General features: G+C 32.8%; 20 protein-coding genes and 1 pseudogene. 13 read left to right on the forward strand and 8 right to left on the reverse strand.

Features of this window, described 5'->3' with window-relative positions:
- From WC622_RS11080 to WC622_RS11100, 5 genes are all read left to right on the forward strand, one after another.
- Positions 1-445: DNA gyrase C-terminal beta-propeller domain-containing protein (locus tag WC622_RS11080; protein WP_372819753.1), on the forward strand; the 445-nt coding region annotated here is incomplete at its 5' end.
- A gap of 25 nt (positions 446-470) precedes the next feature.
- Positions 471-1,553 (forward strand): tetratricopeptide repeat protein, encoded by a 1,083-nt coding sequence (locus tag WC622_RS11085; RefSeq protein WP_372819754.1) that lies wholly within the window; start codon positions 471-473, stop codon positions 1,551-1,553.
- 10 nt (positions 1,554-1,563) lie between these two features.
- A complete protein-coding gene (locus WC622_RS11090) occupies positions 1,564-2,769 on the forward strand; it encodes a hypothetical protein (protein WP_372819756.1) in 1,206 nt (401 codons plus the stop codon).
- Positions 2,770-2,818: 49 nt separating this feature from the next.
- Entirely contained in the window at positions 2,819-4,150 is a 1,332-nt protein-coding gene (locus WC622_RS11095; protein WP_372819757.1) for a DUF763 domain-containing protein, read from the forward strand.
- Between the two features lie 29 nt (positions 4,151-4,179).
- Positions 4,180-5,388 carry a TCR/Tet family MFS transporter gene (locus WC622_RS11100; protein WP_372819758.1) on the forward strand — a complete coding sequence of 403 codons (1,209 nt, stop codon included), beginning with the start codon at positions 4,180-4,182 and terminating at the stop codon, positions 5,386-5,388.
- Here WC622_RS11100 and WC622_RS11105 read toward each other — a convergent pair.
- Complete coding sequence (locus WC622_RS11105) at positions 5,385-6,737, reverse strand: PhoH family protein (protein ID WP_372819759.1); 1,353 nt, start codon at positions 6,735-6,737, stop codon at positions 5,385-5,387. The two genes, WC622_RS11100 and WC622_RS11105, sit on opposite strands and share 4 nt — an antisense overlap.
- An 855-nt stretch (positions 6,738-7,592) precedes the next feature.
- Here WC622_RS11105 and WC622_RS11110 point away from each other — a divergent pair.
- Positions 7,593-9,749, forward strand: coding sequence for an FUSC family membrane protein (locus WC622_RS11110; RefSeq protein WP_372819760.1), 2,157 nt, complete (start codon positions 7,593-7,595; stop codon positions 9,747-9,749).
- Positions 9,750-9,827: 78 nt separating this feature from the next.
- On the forward strand, positions 9,828-10,238 hold the full coding sequence (locus WC622_RS11115; protein WP_372819761.1) for an organic hydroperoxide resistance protein: 411 nt from the start codon (positions 9,828-9,830) through the stop codon (positions 10,236-10,238).
- A gap of 59 nt (positions 10,239-10,297) precedes the next feature.
- Here WC622_RS11115 and bioB read toward each other — a convergent pair whose 3' ends face one another.
- Positions 10,298-11,299, reverse strand: a complete 1,002-nt coding sequence (gene bioB, locus WC622_RS11120) for a biotin synthase BioB (protein WP_372819762.1) — start codon at positions 11,297-11,299, stop codon at positions 10,298-10,300.
- Positions 11,300-11,326: 27 nt separating this feature from the next.
- A complete protein-coding gene (gene mgtE / locus WC622_RS11125) occupies positions 11,327-12,676 on the reverse strand; it encodes a magnesium transporter (protein WP_372819763.1) in 1,350 nt (449 codons plus the stop codon).
- 490 nt (positions 12,677-13,166) lie between these two features.
- On the opposite strand from mgtE, the gene WC622_RS11130 reads away from it, so the two are divergent.
- The 3 genes from WC622_RS11130 (at position 13,167) to WC622_RS11140 (ending at position 15,806) form a co-directional block, all read left to right on the forward strand.
- A complete protein-coding gene (locus tag WC622_RS11130; RefSeq protein ID WP_372819764.1) occupies positions 13,167-14,279 on the forward strand; it encodes a hypothetical protein in 1,113 nt (370 codons plus the stop codon).
- Between the two features lie 3 nt (positions 14,280-14,282).
- A complete protein-coding gene (locus WC622_RS11135; protein WP_372819765.1) occupies positions 14,283-14,840 on the forward strand; it encodes a hypothetical protein in 558 nt (185 codons plus the stop codon).
- Between the two features lie 222 nt (positions 14,841-15,062).
- Positions 15,063-15,806, forward strand: a complete 744-nt coding sequence (locus WC622_RS11140) for a hypothetical protein (RefSeq protein ID WP_372819766.1) — start codon at positions 15,063-15,065, stop codon at positions 15,804-15,806.
- Positions 15,807-16,144: 338 nt separating this feature from the next.
- Here the strand turns inward: WC622_RS11140 and corA are convergent, their stop codons facing one another.
- Positions 16,145-17,263 carry a magnesium/cobalt transporter CorA gene (gene corA, locus WC622_RS11145; RefSeq protein WP_372819767.1) on the reverse strand — a complete coding sequence of 373 codons (1,119 nt, stop codon included), beginning with the start codon at positions 17,261-17,263 and terminating at the stop codon, positions 16,145-16,147.
- A 3-nt stretch (positions 17,264-17,266) separates the two neighbouring features.
- Positions 17,267-17,878, reverse strand: coding sequence for a WbqC family protein (locus tag WC622_RS11150; protein ID WP_372819768.1), 612 nt, complete (start codon positions 17,876-17,878; stop codon positions 17,267-17,269).
- A 37-nt stretch (positions 17,879-17,915) separates the two neighbouring features.
- Between WC622_RS11150 and WC622_RS11155 the strand changes: the two genes are divergently transcribed.
- Together WC622_RS11155 and WC622_RS11160 are read left to right on the forward strand one after the other, a co-directional pair.
- A complete protein-coding gene (locus tag WC622_RS11155; RefSeq protein WP_372819769.1) occupies positions 17,916-18,782 on the forward strand; it encodes a lysophospholipid acyltransferase family protein in 867 nt (288 codons plus the stop codon).
- Positions 18,783-18,785: 3 nt separating this feature from the next.
- Complete coding sequence (locus WC622_RS11160; RefSeq protein ID WP_372819771.1) at positions 18,786-19,802, forward strand: glycosyltransferase family 2 protein; 1,017 nt, start codon at positions 18,786-18,788, stop codon at positions 19,800-19,802.
- Here the strand turns inward: WC622_RS11160 and WC622_RS11165 are convergent, their stop codons facing one another.
- Positions 19,803-20,522: a TlpA family protein disulfide reductase gene (locus WC622_RS11165; RefSeq protein WP_372819772.1), complete on the reverse strand. Its 720-nt coding sequence runs from the start codon at positions 20,520-20,522 to the stop codon at positions 19,803-19,805. It abuts the gene before it with no gap.
- A gap of 6 nt (positions 20,523-20,528) precedes the next feature.
- On the reverse strand, positions 20,529-20,945 hold the full coding sequence (aroQ, locus tag WC622_RS11170) for a type II 3-dehydroquinate dehydratase (protein WP_372819773.1): 417 nt from the start codon (positions 20,943-20,945) through the stop codon (positions 20,529-20,531).
- Positions 20,946-21,049: 104 nt separating this feature from the next.
- Between aroQ and xerD the strand changes: the two genes are divergently transcribed.
- Positions 21,050-21,949, forward strand: a complete 900-nt coding sequence (gene xerD, locus WC622_RS11175) for a site-specific tyrosine recombinase XerD (RefSeq protein WP_372819774.1) — start codon at positions 21,050-21,052, stop codon at positions 21,947-21,949.
- 1 nt (position 21,950) lies between these two features.
- On the opposite strand, the pseudogene WC622_RS11180 reads toward xerD, so the two are convergent.
- Positions 21,951-22,362, reverse strand: a pseudogene (locus tag WC622_RS11180) (class I SAM-dependent methyltransferase); the annotation flags it as partial.

Consider the following 22,362-nt stretch of genomic DNA (forward strand, 5'->3'; position numbering starts at 1 on the left):
AGAAAATGTATTGGTGGTTTCTGAAAAAGGTTACGGTAAACGTACTGATATTGATGATTACCGCGTTACCAATAGAGGTGGTAAGGGTGTTAAAACAATTAATGTTACCGAAAAAACTGGCGCACTAGTTGCTATTAAAAATGTAACAGACGCTGATGATTTAATGATTATCAACAAATCTGGTATTGTAATTAGGATAGTAGTAAGCGAGTTAAGGGTAATGGGTAGAGCTACTCAAGGTGTTCGTTTAATTACATTAAAAGGTAATGACGAGATTGCATCAGTAGCTAAAATTGAACATGAAGATGAGATTGAAGAAGCAGAAGAAGGAGTGGCTGTAGAAGGTTCAACGGAAGAAACACCTGCAGATTCAATTGAAAAAGCAACAGAGAAACCTTCTGAAGATAACAATCCTGATACTGAAGAAGAAACAGAAGAGAATTAATATAATTTAGAAAAAAATAAAAAATATGAAAAAAGTACTTTTAAGTATATTATTTGTAGGTGTGGCTACACTTGCAAATGCTCAAAAGAGTGAAGTGGCCGAAGCAAAAAGAACCTGGGATTTATATAGCATAATGGCTACAAAAAATACATTTGATAAATCTATGTTTGCATTGAATAATGGCTTAAAACACACAGATAATGCAATTGCGAATGAAAAATCTAAAGTTATGCCAGATGCTTGGTCTTATAGAGCATTGTTTGCATCTGCAATTGCTTACACAGACTCAGTGAATGTCGACAATGCTCTGGCTAAACAAAAAATTGCTGTAGATGCAATTGCTCAAGCAAAAAGTTTAGATACAAAAGGCGATCAAAAAGATAATATTCAATCTGCTGAAATTAACATTCGCAATGCAATAAATAGCAGAGCAATAAGAGCATACAATAAAAAAGATTATGCCAATGCATTAACACTTTTTAATGAAATAATTGCTCTCAACCCAACAGATACAGCAATGTATATTAATGCGGGTGTTACTGCCAAATTAGTAGAAAATTATCCAGAGGCTATAAAAAACTTCAAGAAGGTAATAAGTTTTAATGTGCCTGAAACAAAAAACTTTTATGCTGAAACTATCTCAATGACTTTGGTAAATTTAAAAGATACTACAGCTGGTTTAGCATTGCTTAAAGAAGCTATTGCAAAATATCCTGATGATGCTGATTTTGTTGGTACAGAGACTGATATTTATATTGCTAAAGGCGATATAGTAAAATCACAAGAAGCATTAAAAAAATTAATTGCTAAAGATCCATCAAAAGCGATTTACCAGTATTTAATGGGTGATACTTATTACAAACAAGCTTTAGTTCTACAAGCAGATAGAAATAAATTGGACCCCAAAAAGATAAAGGAATTCGATGCAATAACAGCAAAAATGGTTGTATTTATTGATCAATCAATGCCATTTTATAAGAAAGCTATTGAATTAGATCCTAAGTTTGTACCAGCTTTAGAATCTTTAAAACAGATTTATGGTTTTAAAAATGACAGTGCAAATTTTAACGACATAAAGAAAAGATTAGACGCTATACCTGCTAATTAATAATATTACAATGAAGAAGAGAAGAGGGATATGTTGTCCCTCTTTTTTTATTATTTTTGTTGAGCGAATATTCCTCTATATTATGAAAAACAAATTTTTATTACTTTTTATCTGTATACTAACTCTTAAAGTTAATGCCCAAAAAACTCAAGTTCAATTAGCACAAAATAGTGTTGGAAAATTACAGGCAAGTATTGCAAATAAAGAAGAAGTTAAAAAACAACTTACAATAATAGGTGAAGGCATTAAAGCTATTGAGGCTGCTCAAAATGATAAAAAGACAAAGAATTGGGCTGAAACATGGGCTATAAAGGCATATTTAAGCTCATATATTGCATTAATTGATGACAATGAAACGAACGCCGACAAATATTACAGTTTAGCAAGTGACGCATTGGACCAGGCTATTAAACTTGACAAATATCAGGATAATTCTGGATTGATTAAAGCAGCTACCTATAATATAAATATTAAGAAACAAACTGAAGGAAATCGTGCTTATCAACAAAATGATTTTGTGACAGCATTCAGTTTATTGAAGCAAGTAAGTGACTTCTTACCAAAGGATACCACTTTAGCCGTAAATGTGGCATTGTGCGCTCAAAATATTCAATCTTATGATGAAGCGTTGAATTATTTTAAAAGGGCAAAGGAGAATGAAATTAAAAATCCAATTGTTTTTCAAACAATGGCAAGCATTTATGCATCTAAATTTGAAAGTGAGTTGGCTATTAAAACGCTTGAGGATGGTTTAAAGCTAAATCCATATCATCCATTTTTAAGTAATGATTATATTAATCTTTTATTAGATAATGAAAAGTATAATGTCGCTATTAAGATAATTGAAGGTTCTATACCTAATGAGAAACGCAACAAATTACTTTTGTTTTTATATGGATATTTGCAGCAATCTCAACTTAATAATAATAACACAGCAGAACTGGCTTATAAAAAAGCATTAGATATCGATCAAAATTATTTTGATGCGTTATATCAATTAGGATTGGTATATATAAACAATGCTAATAATTCACTGAAAGAAAAGAATAATAAAAAGTTCACATCTTATATTAATCGTGCAGAATTCACATTGCTAAGAGCTCACGAAATAAATCTGAACGATAGGAATGCTATTCAGCTATTAATCGAAATCTATACAAGGAAGAATAGACTAGATAAGGTTCAAGATTTAAAAAGGAAATTAAATGAATTTTAATAGGACACACATGTAGTAGAGTAGATATTAGAATTTATTACTTAACATAATGTTAATTATAAGACAATATCATAGTGATCATAAATCTATTAATATAATTCTAAAAAAGCTTATAAAATTTATTAAATCAAAGTTGTATAAATTAATTCGTTTTACTAAATTTGTTAGTATTATGAAGCGAGCTGGCATTGCAGATTTACCTTTACATTATGGTCATGTACCTTTGTGGTTGGCAGAACGAATGGGTAAATTGGGTTTAGCTGTAACAGAAGAAATTATATCAAATAATGGTAAGAATGATTTCTTAAGAAGAATGAGTGATCCTTTCTGGTTTCAAAGTCTTGGAGCTGTTATGGGAATGGATTGGCACTCTTCTGGGATTACAACATCGGTTTTAGGAGCATTAAAAAGAAACGTAAATATACATGCTAAAGAACTTGGTATTTATATTTGTGGTGGTAAGGGAAAACTTTCCACAAACACACCAAATGAAATTGTTAGATTTTCTGAAACTAATGGATTGAATGCTAGCAATCTGGTAAAATGCAGTAAACTTAGTGCAAAAGTTGATAATACAGCCGTTCAAGACGGATTCCAATTGTATCAACATAATTTTATTGTTAGCAACAAAGGAAATTGGACCGTTATCCAACAAGGTATGAGTAGTAAAAGTGCTACTGCTAGAAGATATCATTGGCATTCTTCAACTTTAAAGTCTTTTACTGAAGAACCTCATACGTTTATCTATGGTCAAAATTATGGCGAAATTCTAAACCTAACAGATAAAGAAGCAGGTCCACTTAAAAAATCAATGTTAAGTCTAACTTCAGAACCACCTGAAAAAATGATTAACGAGATTAAAAAGTTGATCATGCCCAATCATCATGATGTTAGAGCGAAAGATGTTAACTTAAAGCGATTGGGTGCTACACTTTGGTTGGCTCAAGAAAACAATATCTCCAATTTTGAAGAATTATTACTGTTACAAGGACTTGGTTCAAGGACGTTACAATCTTTGGCCTTAGTTAGTGAAGTAATTTACGGAAATCCATCTAGATTTAAAGATCCTGCTAGGTTCTCATTTGCCAATGGTGGAAAAGATGGTCATCCTTTTCCCGTTCCTGTTAATGTATATGATGAGACAATAAAAACCTTAAGAAGTGCAATTGATAGATCAAAATTAGGCAATTCAGATAAAATTGAAGCGATAAAGTCTCTTTCTAAAATTGCAGCGAAAGCTGAAGATAATTTTACACCAAATGAAAATTTAGATGAATTAATTAAGAAAGAAAGGGCAAATTCATGGAAATATGGTGGCAGAACTGTCTTCGGTAAAGAAAAGGCCCCAACTTTAACACAATTAGATTTATTTAACGATTAATCTTATATTTTTATAGCAAATTCTAAATAATGGATAACAAAAAATCAACCTTAGGCTTTATATTTATTACCATTTTAATTGATTGCATTGGCTTTGGAATCATCATTCCAGTTTTACCAAACTTAATTAAAGAACTTTCTGGGAAATCTTTAGCTGATGCATCAGAATATGGAGGTTTATTATTAGTGGCTTATTCTATAGCACAATTTATTTTTTCTCCTATTGTAGGTGGTTTAAGTGATAAATATGGAAGACGTCCGATTTTATTGATATCACTTTTAGGGTTAGGTATTGATTATATCTTCTTATCATTTGCTCCTACTTTGGGTTGGCTATTTGTAGGTCGAGTTATTGCTGGAATTACAGGTGCAAGTTTCACAACTGCAATGGCTTATATAGCCGATATTAGCACACCTGAAAAGAAAGCTCAAAATTTCGGAATGGTTGGTGTAGCATTTGGTATTGGCTTTATTATAGGGCCACTAATTGGTGGTTTATTCAGTAATATGGGATTAAGAGTTCCTTTTATGATTTCTGCAGGATTAGCACTTTTAAATTGGTTATATGGCTATTTCATCTTACCTGAGTCATTAAAGAAAGAAAATCGTAGAGAATTTTCTTGGAAAAGGGCAAATCCGATTGGTTCGATGGTTAGTGTAGCTAAGTATCCGGCAATAATAGGTTTAGTAGTAGCTTTATTGTTATTATTTATCGCAAGTCATTCCGTGCAATCAAATTGGGGATATTATGTAATTGAAAAATTCAATTGGAATTCATCGATGATTGGTTATTCATTAAGCATAGTCGGGGTTGCAGTAGCTATCGTGCAAGGAGGTTTAATTCGAATTGTTATTCCAAAAATTGGCAACAAAAAGGCAATTATACTAGGATTGATTTTATATATAATTGGTTTTACATGCTTCGCATTTGCACCAAACGGATTGATGATGATGATTTTTATACTTCCATATTGTTTAGCAGGAATTGGAAATCCAGCAATGCAGACCATTATTTCAAATCAAGTTCCTGCCAATGCACAAGGTGAAATTCAAGGTATTGTAACAAGTATGCAAAGCGCTGGTGCTATTTTAGGACCATTTTCCATGGCATATATTTTTGCCCATTTCATTATTAAAGATACTGGTATGTATTTTCCTGGTGCACCGTTTATTTTTAGCGTAGTATTAACTTTAATCTCCTTAATCATTACGATTACAACCTTAAGAAAACACCATTAAAGTAATTCTATTGCTAAATTTGCCAATTCACTCCTCTCCCCTTTTTGCAACGTAATGTGCGCATAAAGGGGATGTTTTTTAGCATTTTCTATCAGGTAGGATAATCCGTTACTCTCAGAATCAAGATAAGGAGTATCAATCTGATAAATATCTCCTGTGAAAACAATTTTAGTGTGTTCTCCAGCTCTTGATATTATGGTTTTAATTTCATGTGGGGTAAGGTTTTGAGCTTCATCCACAATGAAAAAGATTTTAGTAATTGTTCTACCACGAATAAACGCCAAAGGTGCAATCTCAATCTTTTCTGTACGAATAAGCTCATCAATTTTGAATAACATCTTTTCATCACCAGCAAATTGCTCTCTAATGAATTTCAAATTATCCCAAATTGGGGCCATGTAAGGATCAATTTTTGTTTTTACATCCCCAGGTAGAAAACCAATATCTTTATTACTTAAAGGAACAATTGGTCTCGTAATATAAATTTGTCTGAAATTTTTGCGTTGCTCTAATGCACTTGCTAAGGCTAATAAAGTTTTACCAGTACCCGCATTTCCTTGTATCGTAACTAACTTAATATCTGGATTAAGTAAGGCATCAATAGCAAAAGATTGTTCAGCGTTGCGTGGGGAAATATTAAATACCGAATCTTGATTTACATTTCTAAGTTGTTTTGTAGTGGAATCATAAAAAGTAATAGCGCTTTTCTTTTTATTCTTTAAACTATAAAAGTGATTAGAATCAGTATGGGGTAAATTTAAAGAAGATGCATCTATAGTGTCATTCTTTTTAAGCTCTTCAATTGCTTCTGGAGAAAAATCTATTAGTTCTGTTTTACCTGTATAGAGTTCATCAGCATTTTTGATTTTGCCAGTTTCATAATCTTCAGCATATAAATCAAGAGATTTAGCTTTTAGACGAAGACAAATATCTTTAGAAACTAATATAACCTTGCTTTTTGGATTTTCTTCCTTTAAAACTAAAGCCGAATTTAAAATCCGATTATCAAATTTTCCTTCTCCAAATAGTTTTTCTGCATTTATCTTTTTTGGATTTTCATCTAAAATAATTTTAAACTTACCCTGACTAGTTTTTTTTAAGGAAATCCATTTATTGATGAGATGGTTTTTTGAAGCTTGATCTATAAGTCTGATAAAGCTTCTAGCTTCGAAATTACGTGTATCGTTACCGCTTTTAAAATTATCAAGTTCTTCTAAAACTAATACTGGTACAGCAACATCATGTTCTTGAAAATTGTTAACAGCATCATGGTCATATAAAATAACTGAAGTATCTAATACAAATATTTTTTTGGTTAGGTTTTTTTCTTGAAGTTCTTTCTTTGCCATGATGCTTTAAAATTAGCGTTTAGCATTTAAAGATTATAGTTTATTTGAGAATAAAAAAACCTCTAAAAAGCAAAACGGAGACCCTCTTCTTGCGATTTGGTTCTCCGTTTTAACCTTATGTTTAACCGTAATTAAAAATAAGGCATCAATTGAATATACTTAACCTTCATTCGTAGTGTCATTGTTCTTGCGAACTTTAAAACTCGTTTATAAAATTATAACCTATATTGCTTTACTCCGTAAAATGCCACAATTAGTTATAATGTCTGATGTTAGTAAAACAAACAAATCATCGGTTTTGCAACCGGCTAGTTCTTAAAAACCCATCTGTTCTTGCAAATGATCTGGTTTTAATTACTCAATTTTTTACATGCTAACCGTCTTGCGACTTCTTAATGTAAACCAACTTTGCATTTTGCAATGCTCGTCGGATTTGATTTCACTTAGTGAAAATTCCCAAAAATTTTAGTCTTGCGACTTCATTTTTGTTTTGGATTATTCTATCAGACTGTCAAAGTACTTCGTTATTGATATTATCTAAATTAGCGTCTGAAGCAACACTTGTCAAGAAAAATCGATTTATTTTTTTAACAAGTTATGCACTTAATAATGCGAGTTATTAACACAGGCACTATCTTAAATATCAACGTTTATTTAGTAAAAAATTAAACTTAATCTTTGTGTTCATTTTGCTTATCAACAATTCCTGATTTTTAGCTTATGCACATTCTTAATGTAATTCGTTAATTTTTAGATTCCAATTTCTGCTTATTTATCAGCTTTGCTTAAAATTATTGAGTTTTATATATCAACTTTTCAAAGTATTTTAAACCTCAAATAATGTAAATTTGTAACATGCTCAATCAGCCAATTAGAAACATACAAGATTTTTTGCTTAGTACTTATTTTGCAGATGGCTTGCGTATAACTATTGGTGTACTTTGCCCCTCTTTAATTTTAGCTCAATTTGGTATGCTACAATATGGCATGACCTTATCGCTAGGTGCATTATGTATTAGTGTTGTCGACTCTCCTGGACCAATTATACATAGAAGAAATGCAATGCTGATTACCACTGTTTTACTTTTTGTAATTTCTATTATTACTGGGTTAACCAATAAAAACATATACGTTACAGGAACATTGTTGGTAGTGTGCAGCTTTATTTTTTCCATGTTTTTTTTATACGGTAACAGAGCAGCTTCGATAGGAACTTCTGTTTTGCTAATTATGGTGCTAAGTATAGATGACATAAGACCATGGAAAGAAGTGATTTATTATGCCATACTTATTTTTATAGGTAGTATTTGGTATACGTTATTAAGTTATTTTGTTTATCGGCTGCGCCCCTATCGTTTGGTACAACAAACTTTAAGTGATTCTATACATCAAGTTAGTGAGTTTTTAAGAGCTAAAGCTAAGTTCTATCATGAAAATACTGACTATGAAAAGAATTACTCAGAATTACTTCAGTTACAAGTTCATGTACATGAAAAGCAAGATGAAGTACGTGACGTGTTGTTTAGGACTAGAGAAATTGTAAGAGAGTCTACACCAGAGGGAAGATTTCTTTTGCTTGTTTTCGTAGACATGGTCGATCTATTTGAACAAGTAATGTCTACTTATTATAACTACAAACAATTACACGAACAATTTGATTCCGTAGGTATACTGCATCAATATGAAGGAGTAATTAATAAAATTGCTGAATCTCTTGATGAAATTGCCTTTGCTTTGAAAAGTGGTGGTACACCTACCCTTTCTTCATCGCTAATAAAAGATGTAGCTGTATTGAAGGAAGAAATTAATGTATTAGAAGTAAACGCCGATAAACAATATAATACTTTAGGGCTTATTGCACTAAAGAATATTGAAGTTAATATCGAAAATATTCTGGCCAGAGTAAAGACAATTACTGGTTACTTTAATAAAAAAGAGAAGAAGAATTTAAAACAAAGAGATATTGATGTAGAAAAGTTTATAACCAAACAGAAATTCGATTTCAAAATATTAGTAGATAATTTAACCTTTAACTCTTCTACTTTTAGACACTCTTTACGTGTGGCTATTGTTATGCTAATTGGATTTGTAGTAGCCAAGAGCTTAGATTTTGCACACAGTTACTGGATTTTACTAACCATTTTGGTAATCTCTAAACCTGGCTTTTCTTTAACCAAAGAAAGAAACTATCAACGTATAATAGGAACAGTTATCGGTGCTTTTATTGGAATGGGTGTTTTAATTTATATCCATGATAAAAACACGCTCTTCGTAATTTTATTAATTTGTATGATTGGTTGTTATAGCTTTCAGCGTAAAAATTACGTAGTTAGTGTACTTTTCATGACCCCTTATATCCTCATTTTATTTGATTTTTTAGGAATGGGAAGTCTTTCTATTGCGAGAGAACGAATTTACGACACCTTAATTGGCTCTGGTATTGCTTTATTGGCTAGCTATTCTTTATTCCCAAATTGGGAGCATGAAAAATTAAAGAAAGCCATGTTAGATACTATCAAAGCGAATAGAAATTACTTTAAAGAAGTAACACTTTTATACTTTGAGCAAGACCTGAATCTCACTAATTATAAACTTTCAAGGAAAGAAGTATATGTGAATTCATCTAACTTGGCATCGCTATTTCAACGTATGTTTTCAGAGCCTAAAAGCAAACAACTTTACATGAAAGAGCTACATCAATTTACTGTTTTTAATCATTTGCTATCCTCATATATTGCTACGTTATTACTTTATAAAAAGGAGCATGATTTTGTATATTTAAACAAAGATGGGTTAAAACCTATTTCAGAAAATACAATTTACTTACTAAATCAAGCTGCAGAAAACTTGATTTCTCCTAAACAGGAGCTAACTAACGTGCCACTTATACGTCGTAAAAACGTAAATGAACTAGAAAGTGAAAGTGAAAACATGAGTATAGCTGAACAGTTTGACTTGATACAAAAAGTAGCTTATGATATTTTTAAGCTAACAGAAAAGCTTAAAATCTAATATACTTTCTCCTCCCCTTGGGAAATAATAAAAACAACTGTCCGAGCATTTTGTTACTCTTAAAACAATTAAGAAATTATGGAAAAGCTATATACAGCCTCTGTTACCGCAATTGGCGGAAGAGATGGTCATATTAAATCGAGTGATGGAATTTTAGATTTTGAATTGAGAAAACCTAAAGAACTTGGCGGACAAGGTGGTGCAAGTAATCCTGAACAATTATTTGCTGCTGCTTGGGGTGCTTGTTATTTAGGTGCTTTAGGGAGTGTAGCCGAACGTGAAGGTGTAGATGTAAGTGAAGCAAACATAAATGTTCATGTATCTTTTAACAAGGATGGAAACGCATTTGTGCTTTCTGCAGATTTAGATGTGCATATTCCTGGTATATCTCATGAAGATGCTCAATCACTAGCAGATAAAGCACATCGTGCTTGCCCATACTCAAAAGCTACAAGAGGAAACATTGAGGTAAGAGTTACCGCGGTTTAATTTATTAAAAAGTAGAAAGGTTGAAATGTTTAAACGTTCCAACCTTTCAACTTTTTCAACTATACTAAAACCTCTTTCTTAGTTGTATGCTCTGGTCTACCGTTTTTAAAAGCTTCTCTCGTTTTTAAGCCTAGCAATTCAAACATTGCCATATCATCTACAAAAGCAGGATTTGGAGTAGTTAACAATTTATCACCAGCAAAAATAGAATTAGCTCCTGCCATAAAGCAAAAAGCTTGCTCTAATGTGCTCATTTCATTTCTTCCAGCACTTAAACGCACAACAGATTTAGGCATAACAATTCTAGCGGTAGCAATCATGCGCACCATTTCCCAAATAGGAATACGTGGTTGATTTTCCAATGGAGTTCCTTTTACTGGCACTAATGCATTAATAGGCACAGATTCCGGATGCTTAGGCATATTAGCTAACGTTTGCAACATCGAAACTCGATCTGCAACTGTTTCTCCTAAACCTACAATACCACCACTACACACAGTCAACTTCGCCTTGCGTACATTTTTTATAGTATTTAAACGATCATCGTAAGTACGTGTAGAAATAATTCGTTTATAATCTTCTTCAGAAGTATCTAAATTGTGGTTATATGCATACAAACCTGCATCAGCTAAACGTTGTGCCTGATTTTCAGTCAACATACCTAGAGTACAACAAACCTCCATATCTAATTCATTAACCGCTTTTACCATATCAATCACACGGTCAAAATCGCGGTTATCACGAACTTCTCTCCAAGCCGCACCCATGCACAAACGAGATGCCCCACCTGCTTTAGCTGTTTTCGCAGCATCAACTACCTGATCTACTTTCATTAAAGCCTGTACATCTACATCTGTGTGGTAACGGGCTGCTTGCGGACAATATGAGCAATCTTCGGCACAGCCACCAGTTTTTATAGAGATTAACGAACTAATTTGAACCTCATTGTAATCTGTATTTTCACGATGAATACTTGCAGCTTCATATACCAAATCTAAAAATGGTTTATTGTAAATAGCTGTAATTTCTTCCTTAGTCCAATCGTGTTTTAGTGTTTGCATATAGTTAATTTGTACGTTTTAAGTTAATTATAAAAGTAATTTGCTGGCTAAGCCTAATAAAAGTAAAAAGCCAAAAACATCGGTAAATGTGGTAATAATTATAGATGATGCTATTGCTGGATCTATGCCAATTCGTTTTAACACTAATGGAATACTTGATCCTGTAATACCTGCAATAACCAAATTGCCAGTCATTGCTAAAAATATAACGAAGCCCAACATTGGCTTTCCATCAAAAAAATAAGCGAAAATAAATACAATTAATCCTGTTACAGCGCCATTAATTAAACCAACTGTAAACTCTTTTAATACTGTTCTATAAGCCTGATTATCTGTTAAATCATTCAATGAAATACGTCTAACCGTAACCGCTAAAGCCTGCGTAGCCGCATTTCCACCCATTCCTGCAATAATAACCATGTAGGCAGAAAGTACTGCCAATTGACTTAACGTATTCTCATAATGACGAACAACCGCAGAAGCTAAAAAGGCGGTGCCTAAGTTTATAATTAGCCAAGGTAAACGAGATTTTACCGCTTCAATCCAGTTACCACTTAATTCCTCATCTTCAGATACCCCAGAAATTTTCAGGAAATCCTCTGTATTTTCATCCTCCAACACATCAATCACATCATCAAAAGTAACACGCCCTAGTAAATGCATTTCATCATCTACAACAGGTATACTAGTTAAATTATATTGAGAAATCAGCTTTGCTACTTCTTCCTGATCAGTTTCTGCCTTCACATAAACTACATCAGAGTTAATCATTTCGGTTATTTTGGCATTTCCCTTTGCCTTGATAATATCTTTTAAAGAAACAATCCCTTTAAATATATTATCATCATCAACTACGTTTACGGTATAAAATTCCTCTATTTCCTCGCTCTGACGAATAATTTCGTCAATCGCATCCTTTTTAGTAAGATTTAAATTAATCCGAATAACCTCGGTATTCATTAAACCACCAGCGGTTTTCTCGTCGTAGCTTAACAAATTACGAATGCTCGATGCATCGTCCTCACTCAGATCTTCTAAAATTTCCTTTTGCTCGTGTTCCTCTAACTGAGAAATAATATCAGTCGCATCATCGTAATCGAGCTCTTCAACAATTTCGGTACGTTTATCTGGGTGTAATTGTAATAGTAATTCCTCAGGGTGCGCCTCCTCATGCATCTCTGCAATTACTTCCGAAGCAGTTTCTACATCTAATAAGTTAATAATCCGATGCTGGTCTTCGCTGCTAATACTCTCAAATAAAATAGCAATTTCAGATGCGTGGTATTCGGCCAATGTAGCTTTAAGCAGTTCATTATCACCACTTATTGCTTGCTTTAGCTTAGAAACGTCTGTTTTATCTAAATCAAATGATTGCATAGGACGCTAAGATAGAAATAATTTAGTTTTGAAATGGCATTCGGAGAGGGTTTAAACGCATATTTAATAGGAGAAAAACAACAACAGTAGTTCTTCGCAAATTCAGCCCTGCTTTCCGTTACAATCTTTTTAACATTTGTCCGCTGGGCTTTTCAAAGTGTCTGCTACAAAAAAGTATTTTCACTACAATCAGGTTTAATTAACACAGGTAGTAGCTTTTCTGTCTAGCACCACAAGCACTTTTCACTACGAAACTTTATGTCCTATTTGCTATTCGCATTTTTATTTAGCCAACGAAATAAAAGAAAATACAACTCAGCCTTAGCTCCCCCAAAAAGACGATAAAATCAAATCTCTATAACATTTAACTTCATAATTACTTAAAATACCATTAACCTTTTGAAGTAAACTATATGTCAGCAAATTATGAAAAAAGTAGCGGAAAAAAATACTTAACAGTTTTATATAATAAACTTAAATCTAAAACAATATGAAAAAATCGAACCAATTAGCAACATTAGTGATGATAATGTTCATCACTGTTTTCGGACTATCCTGTAAGAAAATCGAATCAGCAGACAACCCTTTGGAGGATGCAAAAGCATGGTATCTAGAAACTACTGCAAATACAAAAACCAATCTAAAGTCCAACTTTGGTAAAGTTAAGATAATAAGAAACACTGTTGAATGGGATAAGGCTAAAATCTTCAAAATGGAAGATGATTCAGATTTGGTAGGAGTACCCATCACCGTATCATTAAACAGCGATCTAAACGCAAATGGTGCTTACATTCTTCTAATTTCCAAAAGCAATGAAGGCTATAAGTCTATTGTTGCCTATAATCCAAAAAAAGGCTATTTCGACAATACCTTAACAAATTTGGAAATGCAAAACTTTTATACCAACGCTTCGAAAAAACGACCTATAATGCCTGCACTTTCTGCCAGCAAAGGAAATCAAAACAACAAATTAATGTATAGTCAACCTGAAACACCTGCATGTATCGATTGGTATTGGACAACTTCTTTGTGCGATGGCTCAGGAAATGTAATTGCAGTAGTTTCTGAAATATATCTTTATAGCACATGCGATTTAGGAGGAGGCGGCAGCAATACTGGAACTACTATTGATCAAGAGGAAGTTGCTGAGGAGGCATTGGATACCGATTGCTCAAGTTTTACTTTTAAAAAAACTACTATCGCAAATTGGCAGGAAGCAGGATTAAATAAGATATCTTTAAGGATGGTATGGATTGGCGGAGGAAATGGCATAACAGTACGGAACATCGAAGTTAACCATGTGGTATTTGGACTGCCAACTTATTATACTAATGCCAATGGAACTACCAGCACTTTAAGCTCTGGAGAAGCAGCAAATATTGCAGCTGAGGCTGCGGAATATGCAAGGAATATGACATATACAGAATTTAGAGATACCCCGGTTTATCCTCCAGATGTTACCATCAAATCATATTATACACAAAAGGTTAATGAATATATGCTATTGTTTAAGGGAACAGCAGGCACTAATGGCAGCGGAAGCAGTTCGATCATTTTTAATAATGAAGAACGAAGTCACTATACAGACCCTACAGATTGCTAACATATGAAACACTTTTTAACTACATTGGTTTTTTTAAGTATACTGCGACCTGCTTATAAAACACTTCACACAACAAAAGATACTATGGAATTAGGTAAGCTAATATTTGATAAGGATTTGCTAAAGAAATTTGTAACAGCAGAATTTGAACCAGCAGTATATATTAGCATAATGGATAGAGTAAAGAGCGGCCATCCACTAATGTCATATAATTATAATAGGACTGTAAAAAATAAGGTAATGAAATTTACCTTATTTGGGCTTCCTGTTGATAGTGTTTTTGTTTTTAAGAACCACAAATCGCAGTTTTGCACCTATATTATAATGGAAATAAAATCACCCGATTTCGATAAATTTGCCGAGGAATTAGGCTATCCAGAAAACACATTGAAAGAGGAATACGATGTTAGGGATTTTCAGTTTTTGTATTGGAACATAAACGGTTTTGGGATGTTCGTGAATAAATTGTACAGGTATCAAGAGATTAAATGTAGATATATAATACAGGTGACGAATATGAAACTTGAAGAACTATTAGATCGCACTCATATTTTGGATTAGTTGATTTTGCTAATAATCTAATCTTCAGTAATACTTATAAAGCCACTCAATCGAGTGGCTTTATCTTTTCTAATACAGGGCTTAAGAGAAAAATAATCCAATTAGCTCTTCTGCTACAACATATAATGCCCCCCTAAAAGACTACTACATAGCAAAAAAAGCCATACCATAATTACATAACTTCATTTTAATTAACAAAATCTTCAACTAACAATTAAAGCAATGTCAAAAACGTATGAAACAGGCCACCCCAAAAACTTAGCAAACTTCGAAACGCTAATCTCCTTTGTAATAGGCTTCGGTGCTACTTACAACCCTTCTAAAACAGCAATCCATTTAGGAAACATGCAAGCTCAAGCAACACTTGCAAAAAATGCAATCAGTAACCTTAACTTAATACTTGCAACACATGGCAATGCAGTAGTAGATAGAGAAATAGCATTTAAGCCACTTCAAAAATTATGCACTCGCATATTAAATTCACTAAAAGCAACAGATGCTTCCCTCCAGGTAGTAGACAATTTAATTACCTTAAATAGAAAAATACAAGGTAGCAGAGCATCGGCAAAAGTAAGCAAAGAAGAAAAAGCTACTTTATTAGCCCAAGGAAAAGAAATAAATCAAGTTTCTACTTCACAACAAAGCTACGATAGCTTATTAGATAACTTCGATAAACTAGTAAAACTACTAGCTTCAATTCCATTATATGTACCCAACGAAACAGAATTAAAGGTTACAACCCTTGTTGCATTACATGCAAACCTAAAACTTAAAAATGCAACAGTAGTTAATGCTGCAACAACCCTAAGCAATGCACGTTTAACACGCAATGAAATTTTATACCATCCAGAAACAGGAATCATTACCACAGCACTAGACGTAAAAACTTACGTTAAGTCGGTATACGGAACAAGTAGCCCCCAATACAAACAAATATCAGCACTACCATTTACCAGGGCAAAATAACAATTCAATTGTCTTTAGTTATCAAAGCGGGTCAAGTTTTAACTTAACCGCTTTGATTGCATATAAAGAGTATCTTTTCTGGCTAAACTCAACACACATGCTACACATCTCCAATCAAGTGTGTTACTTCTCTCATCCTTAAGGGTACTTCTTAAACCACTATTAATACTTCTCGCATCCTTGTTGATACTTCTTATAACCTTGTTGATACTTCTCGCACCCTTTCTGATACTTCTCGCATCCTTTCTGATACTTCTTATAACCTTGTTAATACTTCTTGCATCCTTACAGTCACTACTTACATGCTTACCGATACTTCTTCCATCATTTCTGCCAACCTACTTAAACCAACCCTTACGCCAAAAATAAATTACTTGCGCAACCGCAATTAGCCCCATAACAAGCATTGTATATTCGTAGCCATGTTCTTGATATAGTTCAGGCATATTTTGAGGAAGAATTTTACCAGTAACTGGATCTTCCCTACTAAAATTCATACCATAAATACCTGCTATAAAAGTTAAGGGAATAAATATTGAAGAGATAATTGTGAGTACTTTCATGATCTCATTCATGCGGTTGCTGATGATAGAAAGGTACATATCTATATTACTTGCCGAAATTTCTTTCAGCGATTCAACCATGTCTATAATTTGTATGCAATGATCGTAAGCATCTCGAAGGTACATTTTAGTTGGGTCATCAATTAACGGACTGTCTGTTCGCAAAATGTCGTTCATTTTATCACGTTCTGGCCAAGCCACACGCCTAAGCGTAATTAAATTGCGTTTAATTAGTTGGGTGTCATACATAATAGACTTATCTGGTTTTTCAAACAAACGATCTTCAATAGCATCTAACTGTTCGCCCCACGCACTTAATACAGAGAAGTACGCATCTACAATCATATCCATTATAGCATACATTAAATAGCTGCTACCTCCTATTCTAATATTCCCCTTTCCAATCTTTAAACGTTGACGAACAGGTTCTAAACAATCTTCGTATTTTTCTTGAAAGGTAAATAATATGTTTTCGGTTAAGATAAATGATACTTGTTCGTTTTCTAAACAATTTTCTTTATCAAGGTATAGCATTCTGCTGATGGCAAAATCATAGGCGCCGTATTCTTCATATTTAGGCCGTTGATACGTTCTTGTAATATCTTCTAATATTAGTTTATTGATGTTCCAATCGGTACTTAACAACTCGAACATATTGGCAGATCCAAAACCTTTAATTTCTACCCAATAATTTAATTTTTTGTCGGCAGTATGCGTTGCTAATCCTTTTAGGTTGTTTAATTCTTCTACCTTATAGGTATCAGCATTGTAAACATGTAAATTAATTTTAGGCTGTAGTGAATTTTCGTCTATAAAAACTAATCCCGGACTTGAGCCCGGCATAGGTAATGCGTAATGGTGTTTTTTGCTTTTATGTCTGCTGTTTTTTGCCATATACTATAGATATAATTTAGATTGTGGACCCTGATTAAATAACAAGTCTACAATGCTTAAGTTAGGGATAAATTCATTTCTATCGCTAAACACCTGAAAATAGCTTTTAGTTTCGGGTACTGGAGGTGTCTTTTTACTACTAAATTGATTTCTGAAATCTAAATCTAATGGTAACTCTTTTTCATATTCTTCGTTAAAAGAAAGTGCTGGATTTACTTTAAGTTGTTTAAATAACCATTCCAGTAATTGTAAGTTGTAATCGAACAAATACTCAAATTTCTTTTGATAAAATGGTGCTAAGCCATCTTCGTAAAACTCAAAATAGGCTGAGCTTCTATAACAAGTTTGTAGACTTAACCAATGCAAACGCTGCCATTTTAAATCGTAACTAATTTTAACATCTTTTATTGGCGTGTGCATTTTAGAACCTCTAATAACTGGTATTGTTAAATCTAAAATGCCATTTGGCGAGGCAATACTTGCCCTATTTCTATTCGTTTGCTTAGGGAAATGTTCTTGTTTTTCTAATTGAATGTTAAAATCTTGAGTTTTTAACGCAGTAAAATAACTAACAGGTGGAAGATAAAAAAGTGGAAATATTGCTAAACTTTGCATCTGATATTTTATGTTTGCATTCTATCTGCCCAAATTAATGATTAAAAAAGTCTTTTCGCATATCGGTATATTCTTTTTATCTATTTTATCGCTGCTGCCCCTACCTGTATTGCACTTTTTTGCTCGACTACTCTATTATCCGTTATATTATTTAATTGGTTATCGTAAGGTTGTTGTAAGAGAAAATTTGGTAAATTCTTTTCCAGAAAAGGATATTAAAGAAATTATAGAAATAGAAAAAACCTTTTATAAATACTTAGCAGACATAGTTTTTGAGATTATAAAAATGCCTACTATTTCAAAAAAGGAGCTAAAGAAACGCGTTACATTTAAAAATTTAGATAGAATTGAAGCCTACTTTAGTAAAGGTGAAAGTGTTTTGGCGTGTACTGGTCACTATGGCAATTGGGAATTGTGCATGCTAGCTTTAGGTGAAGCTGCAAGTGCAACTGAATACGTAATATATAAGCCTTTAAATAACGAGTTATTTGAAAACTGGTTTAACAAGGTAAGAACTCGCTTTGGAAATGTATTTGTTGCTATGCGCCAAACATTACGGATGGTTGTGGCTACTAAGGATAAACCTACTATGTTTTGTTTTGCTAGTGATCAAACACCTGTGAAACATGAAACACAATATGTTTTAGAGTTTTTAAATCAACAGACTGCCGTTTTACTGGGTTTAGAAAAAATAGCTTTACAAACAAACAGACCGGTGTTTTACTTTGATGTAAAACGAGTAAAACGTGGGTATTATGAAGTAGATATTTTGCCTTTATGTTTAAACCCGAAGGAAACACAGGGGCATGAAATAACGGATTTACTGTTTGAATTTTTGGAGAAAACAATTAAACAAGAGCCTGCTTTTTGGTTATGGAGCCATAGGCGATGGAAATATAGCTAAGTTATGGAACCTAGTGTAGCAGTAGTAATTTTAAATTGGAATGGTAAAACTTGGCTAGAACGTTTTTTACCTAGTGTTGTACAAACGGATTATCTGAATTTACAAATCGTAATTGGTGATAATGCATCAACAGATGATTCTATTGACTTTTTGAAAAACAATTATCCTCAGCTAACTATTTTAGAAAACGATAAAAATTATGGTTTTGCTGGTGGATATAATCACATTCTTTCTCGAGTAAAGGCAGATTACTTTGTGTTGCTAAACTCTGATGTTGAAGTTCCTACTAACTGGATAAAACCGGTTATAGATTTAATGCAAAGTGATTCTACCATTGCTGTTGCACAACCTAAACTAAAATGGCAATTACAAAAAACTGAATTTGAATATGCGGGCGCTGCTGGTGGGTTTATAGATTTATACGCATATCCTTTTTGTAGAGGAAGAATTTTTGATACGGTAGAAACTGATAATGGCCAATATAATACTACTATAGATCTATTTTGGGCAAGTGGTGCTGCGTTTTTTATTAAAAGTAGTGCTTGGCAACAAGTCTGTGGTTTAGATGCCGATTTGTTTGCACACATGGAAGAAATTGATTTGTGTTGGCGTTTAAAAAACTTAGGATATCGTGTTGTTTGTTGCGCAGATGCTGAAGTTTACCATGTTGGCGGTGGTACACTGAATGCTAATAATCCGTATAAAACCTACCTTAACTTTAGAAATAATCTACTCATCATGCAAAAGAATTTGCCAAAGAGTGAAGCTTATGCTAGAATTTTTGTTAGAATTTGGCTTGATTTTTTGGCGTGGTTACAGTTTTTAATGAAAGGAAAATTTGCTTTTGCTTTTGCAATTAACAAAGCGCATTTGCATTTTTTAATGCAATTAGATAATACGTCAAAGAAAAGAACTACTCATCAGGTTCCTTTACTGCAACATACAGGCGTTTACACAGAGAGTATTGTTTGGGCCTATTTTGTAAAGGGAATAAAGAAATTTAACGGATTAAAATGGTAATTAAATGCCTTTTAATTGTTCACTAATCGTTTTTTCTACCCAATACACTGTATTTAAAGCTAAACCTGTAGTATGAAATTTAACTAAACCATCTTTCCCTACTACTAAATGTGTTGGGTAACTTTTTACACCATACTTTTCAGCATAAAACCTTCCGTCATCAACAATGTTATAATTAAATGGAGTAGTTTTCAAAAACTGGATAAGATCATATTTCTCATCTAATGCTATGGCTAAGAAAATAACATCTTTATTGTCTTTGTATTTAGTATAAAGTTGATTTAGTTCTGGTATCTCTCTTTTACAAGGGGGGCAATTGATAAACCAAAAATTCAAAACCAATACCTTTCCTGTAAGTTCTCTTAAATCATATTTATTACCGTTAATGTCGGTAAATTTATTTCCTTTAAATTTTTCTCCATCTTTAAAAGAAGTGCTTAATCTTGGTCTGCTAGAATTCGATAAAGCAAGTTGTTTTCTTTCTTCTGCTTTAATTTTTTCTTCAGGACTCATTTCATATATTATAAACTCTGTTTTTTCTTTGTTTAGTTTAAATGAATAATCACCTGTTTGATAATAGGCTCTCCACAATTTTGTGGGTATCAAATTGCCTGCCCCGTCCCTAACAATAGCATTATCATCTAGTTTAGGCATAGCTGTAGTTTGAGCATTGCTTTTAAAAGCAATTAATAGTATCAAAATAAATAGATATTTTTTCATGTTATGTTATTTTAAAAAGCTTTCTATGGCCAGACGATATCCATCTAAACCAAAACCTGTAAGTACACCTTTGCAATTTTTTCCTGTTAAGGATACATGACGATACTCTTCGCGAGCATAAATATTAGAAATGTGTACTTCTACAACTGGAGTTTTAATGGCTGCAATTGCATCTGCCAATGCTACAGAAGTATGTGTGTAACCACCAGCATTAATGATAATACCATCATAAGAAAAACCTACTTCGTGTAATTTATTAATCAATTCCCCCTCCACATTACTTTGATAATAATCAATTTCTATAATGCTATACAATTCTCGCAGTTGTGAAATATAACTATCAAATCCTTCAGAACCATAAATTGTGGGTTCTCGTTGACCTAATAGGTTTAAGTTTGGGCCATTTATAATTTGTATCTTCATATGTTAAATGTAATTAAATAAATGTAAGTTGTGCCAAGGCTCCATAGGAGTTCCTTTGGAACATCCCTTTGGGACAATGTTGTAAAAAAATCTCAGTAAATATAATGAATACCCAATCTTACCTAAAAGGATTTAAGGATTATTTGAAGTTAGAACGTTCGCTTTCTAAACATTCTATTGATGCTTATTTGAATGATGTAGATAAGTTGGTTCAGTATTATTTAGCTATTGATAAAGATCTACTACTTAGCAAGCTGCAATTAAGTGATTTAAGAGATTTTATATCGTGGTTGAATGATGTTGGAATGCAAGCCAATACGCAGGCTAGAGTAATATCTGGGATTAAAGCTTTTTTTACATATCTGATGCAAGAGCAGATCATTTTAGAAGATCCGACTGCTTTGTTAGAATCTCCTAAACTAACTAGAAAACTTCCAGATACGTTAAACATTTATGAAATAGATCAATTAATTGATGCCATCGATGCTTCTAAACCAGAAGGAATGCGCAATAAAGCAATTATTGAAATGTTGTATGGTTGTGGATTACGTGTTACGGAATTAGTGGAATTGAAAATCTCTAATATTTATGCTGAAACAGAGTTTATTAAGGTAATTGGAAAAGGAAATAAGGAGCGTTTAGTGCCAATAGGTTCAACTGCTTTAAAGCTGTTAGAAATTTATGTGAGCCAAATACGAGTGCATTTAAGTATAAAAAAAGGACACGAAGATTATATCTTTTTAAATCGTTCAGGTAGTCGGTTATCTCGAATTTCCGTGTTTAATTTAATTAAAACATTAGCAATTAAAGTAGGGATTCATAAAAGCATTAGTCCACATACCCTACGCCATTCTTTTGCTACACATTTAATTGAAGGTGGCGCCGATTTACGTGCTGTACAAGAAATGTTAGGTCATGCAAGTATTACGACGACTGAAATTTATACACATTTAGATCGTGATTATTTAAGAAGCGTAATTACACAGTTTCATCCGAGATCTTAGTTTAGAGCCCTGCTTTAATCATTCTATCTTTGCCTTGCATGTCCTTCTTTAACTCAATGTTTTTAAATCCTTTATCTTTTAATAAATCAATGGTTTGTTGACTTAAATATTCATTGATTTCTAAGAAAAGTAATCCGTTATGCTGTAGATTTTTTAAGGCGAAATTTGCAATGGCTTCGTAAAATATCAATGGTTTTTCGTTACTTACAAATAAAGCTCTATGTGGTTCATGTGATAAAACATTTGAGTGCATTTCTGCTTTTTCATGTTCTGTAATATATGGTGGATTGCTTACAATTATGGAAATGGAAGATGGAAGATGTGAAATGGAAGGTGTAAGCATATCTTGTTGTATAAATTCTACATGAACATTGTTTAATTCTGCATTTTGTTTTGCTATTTCTAAACTATCT

The sequence above is a fragment of the Pedobacter sp. genome (assembly GCF_041662865.1).
Lineage (GTDB): Bacteria > Bacteroidota > Bacteroidia > Sphingobacteriales > Sphingobacteriaceae > Pedobacter.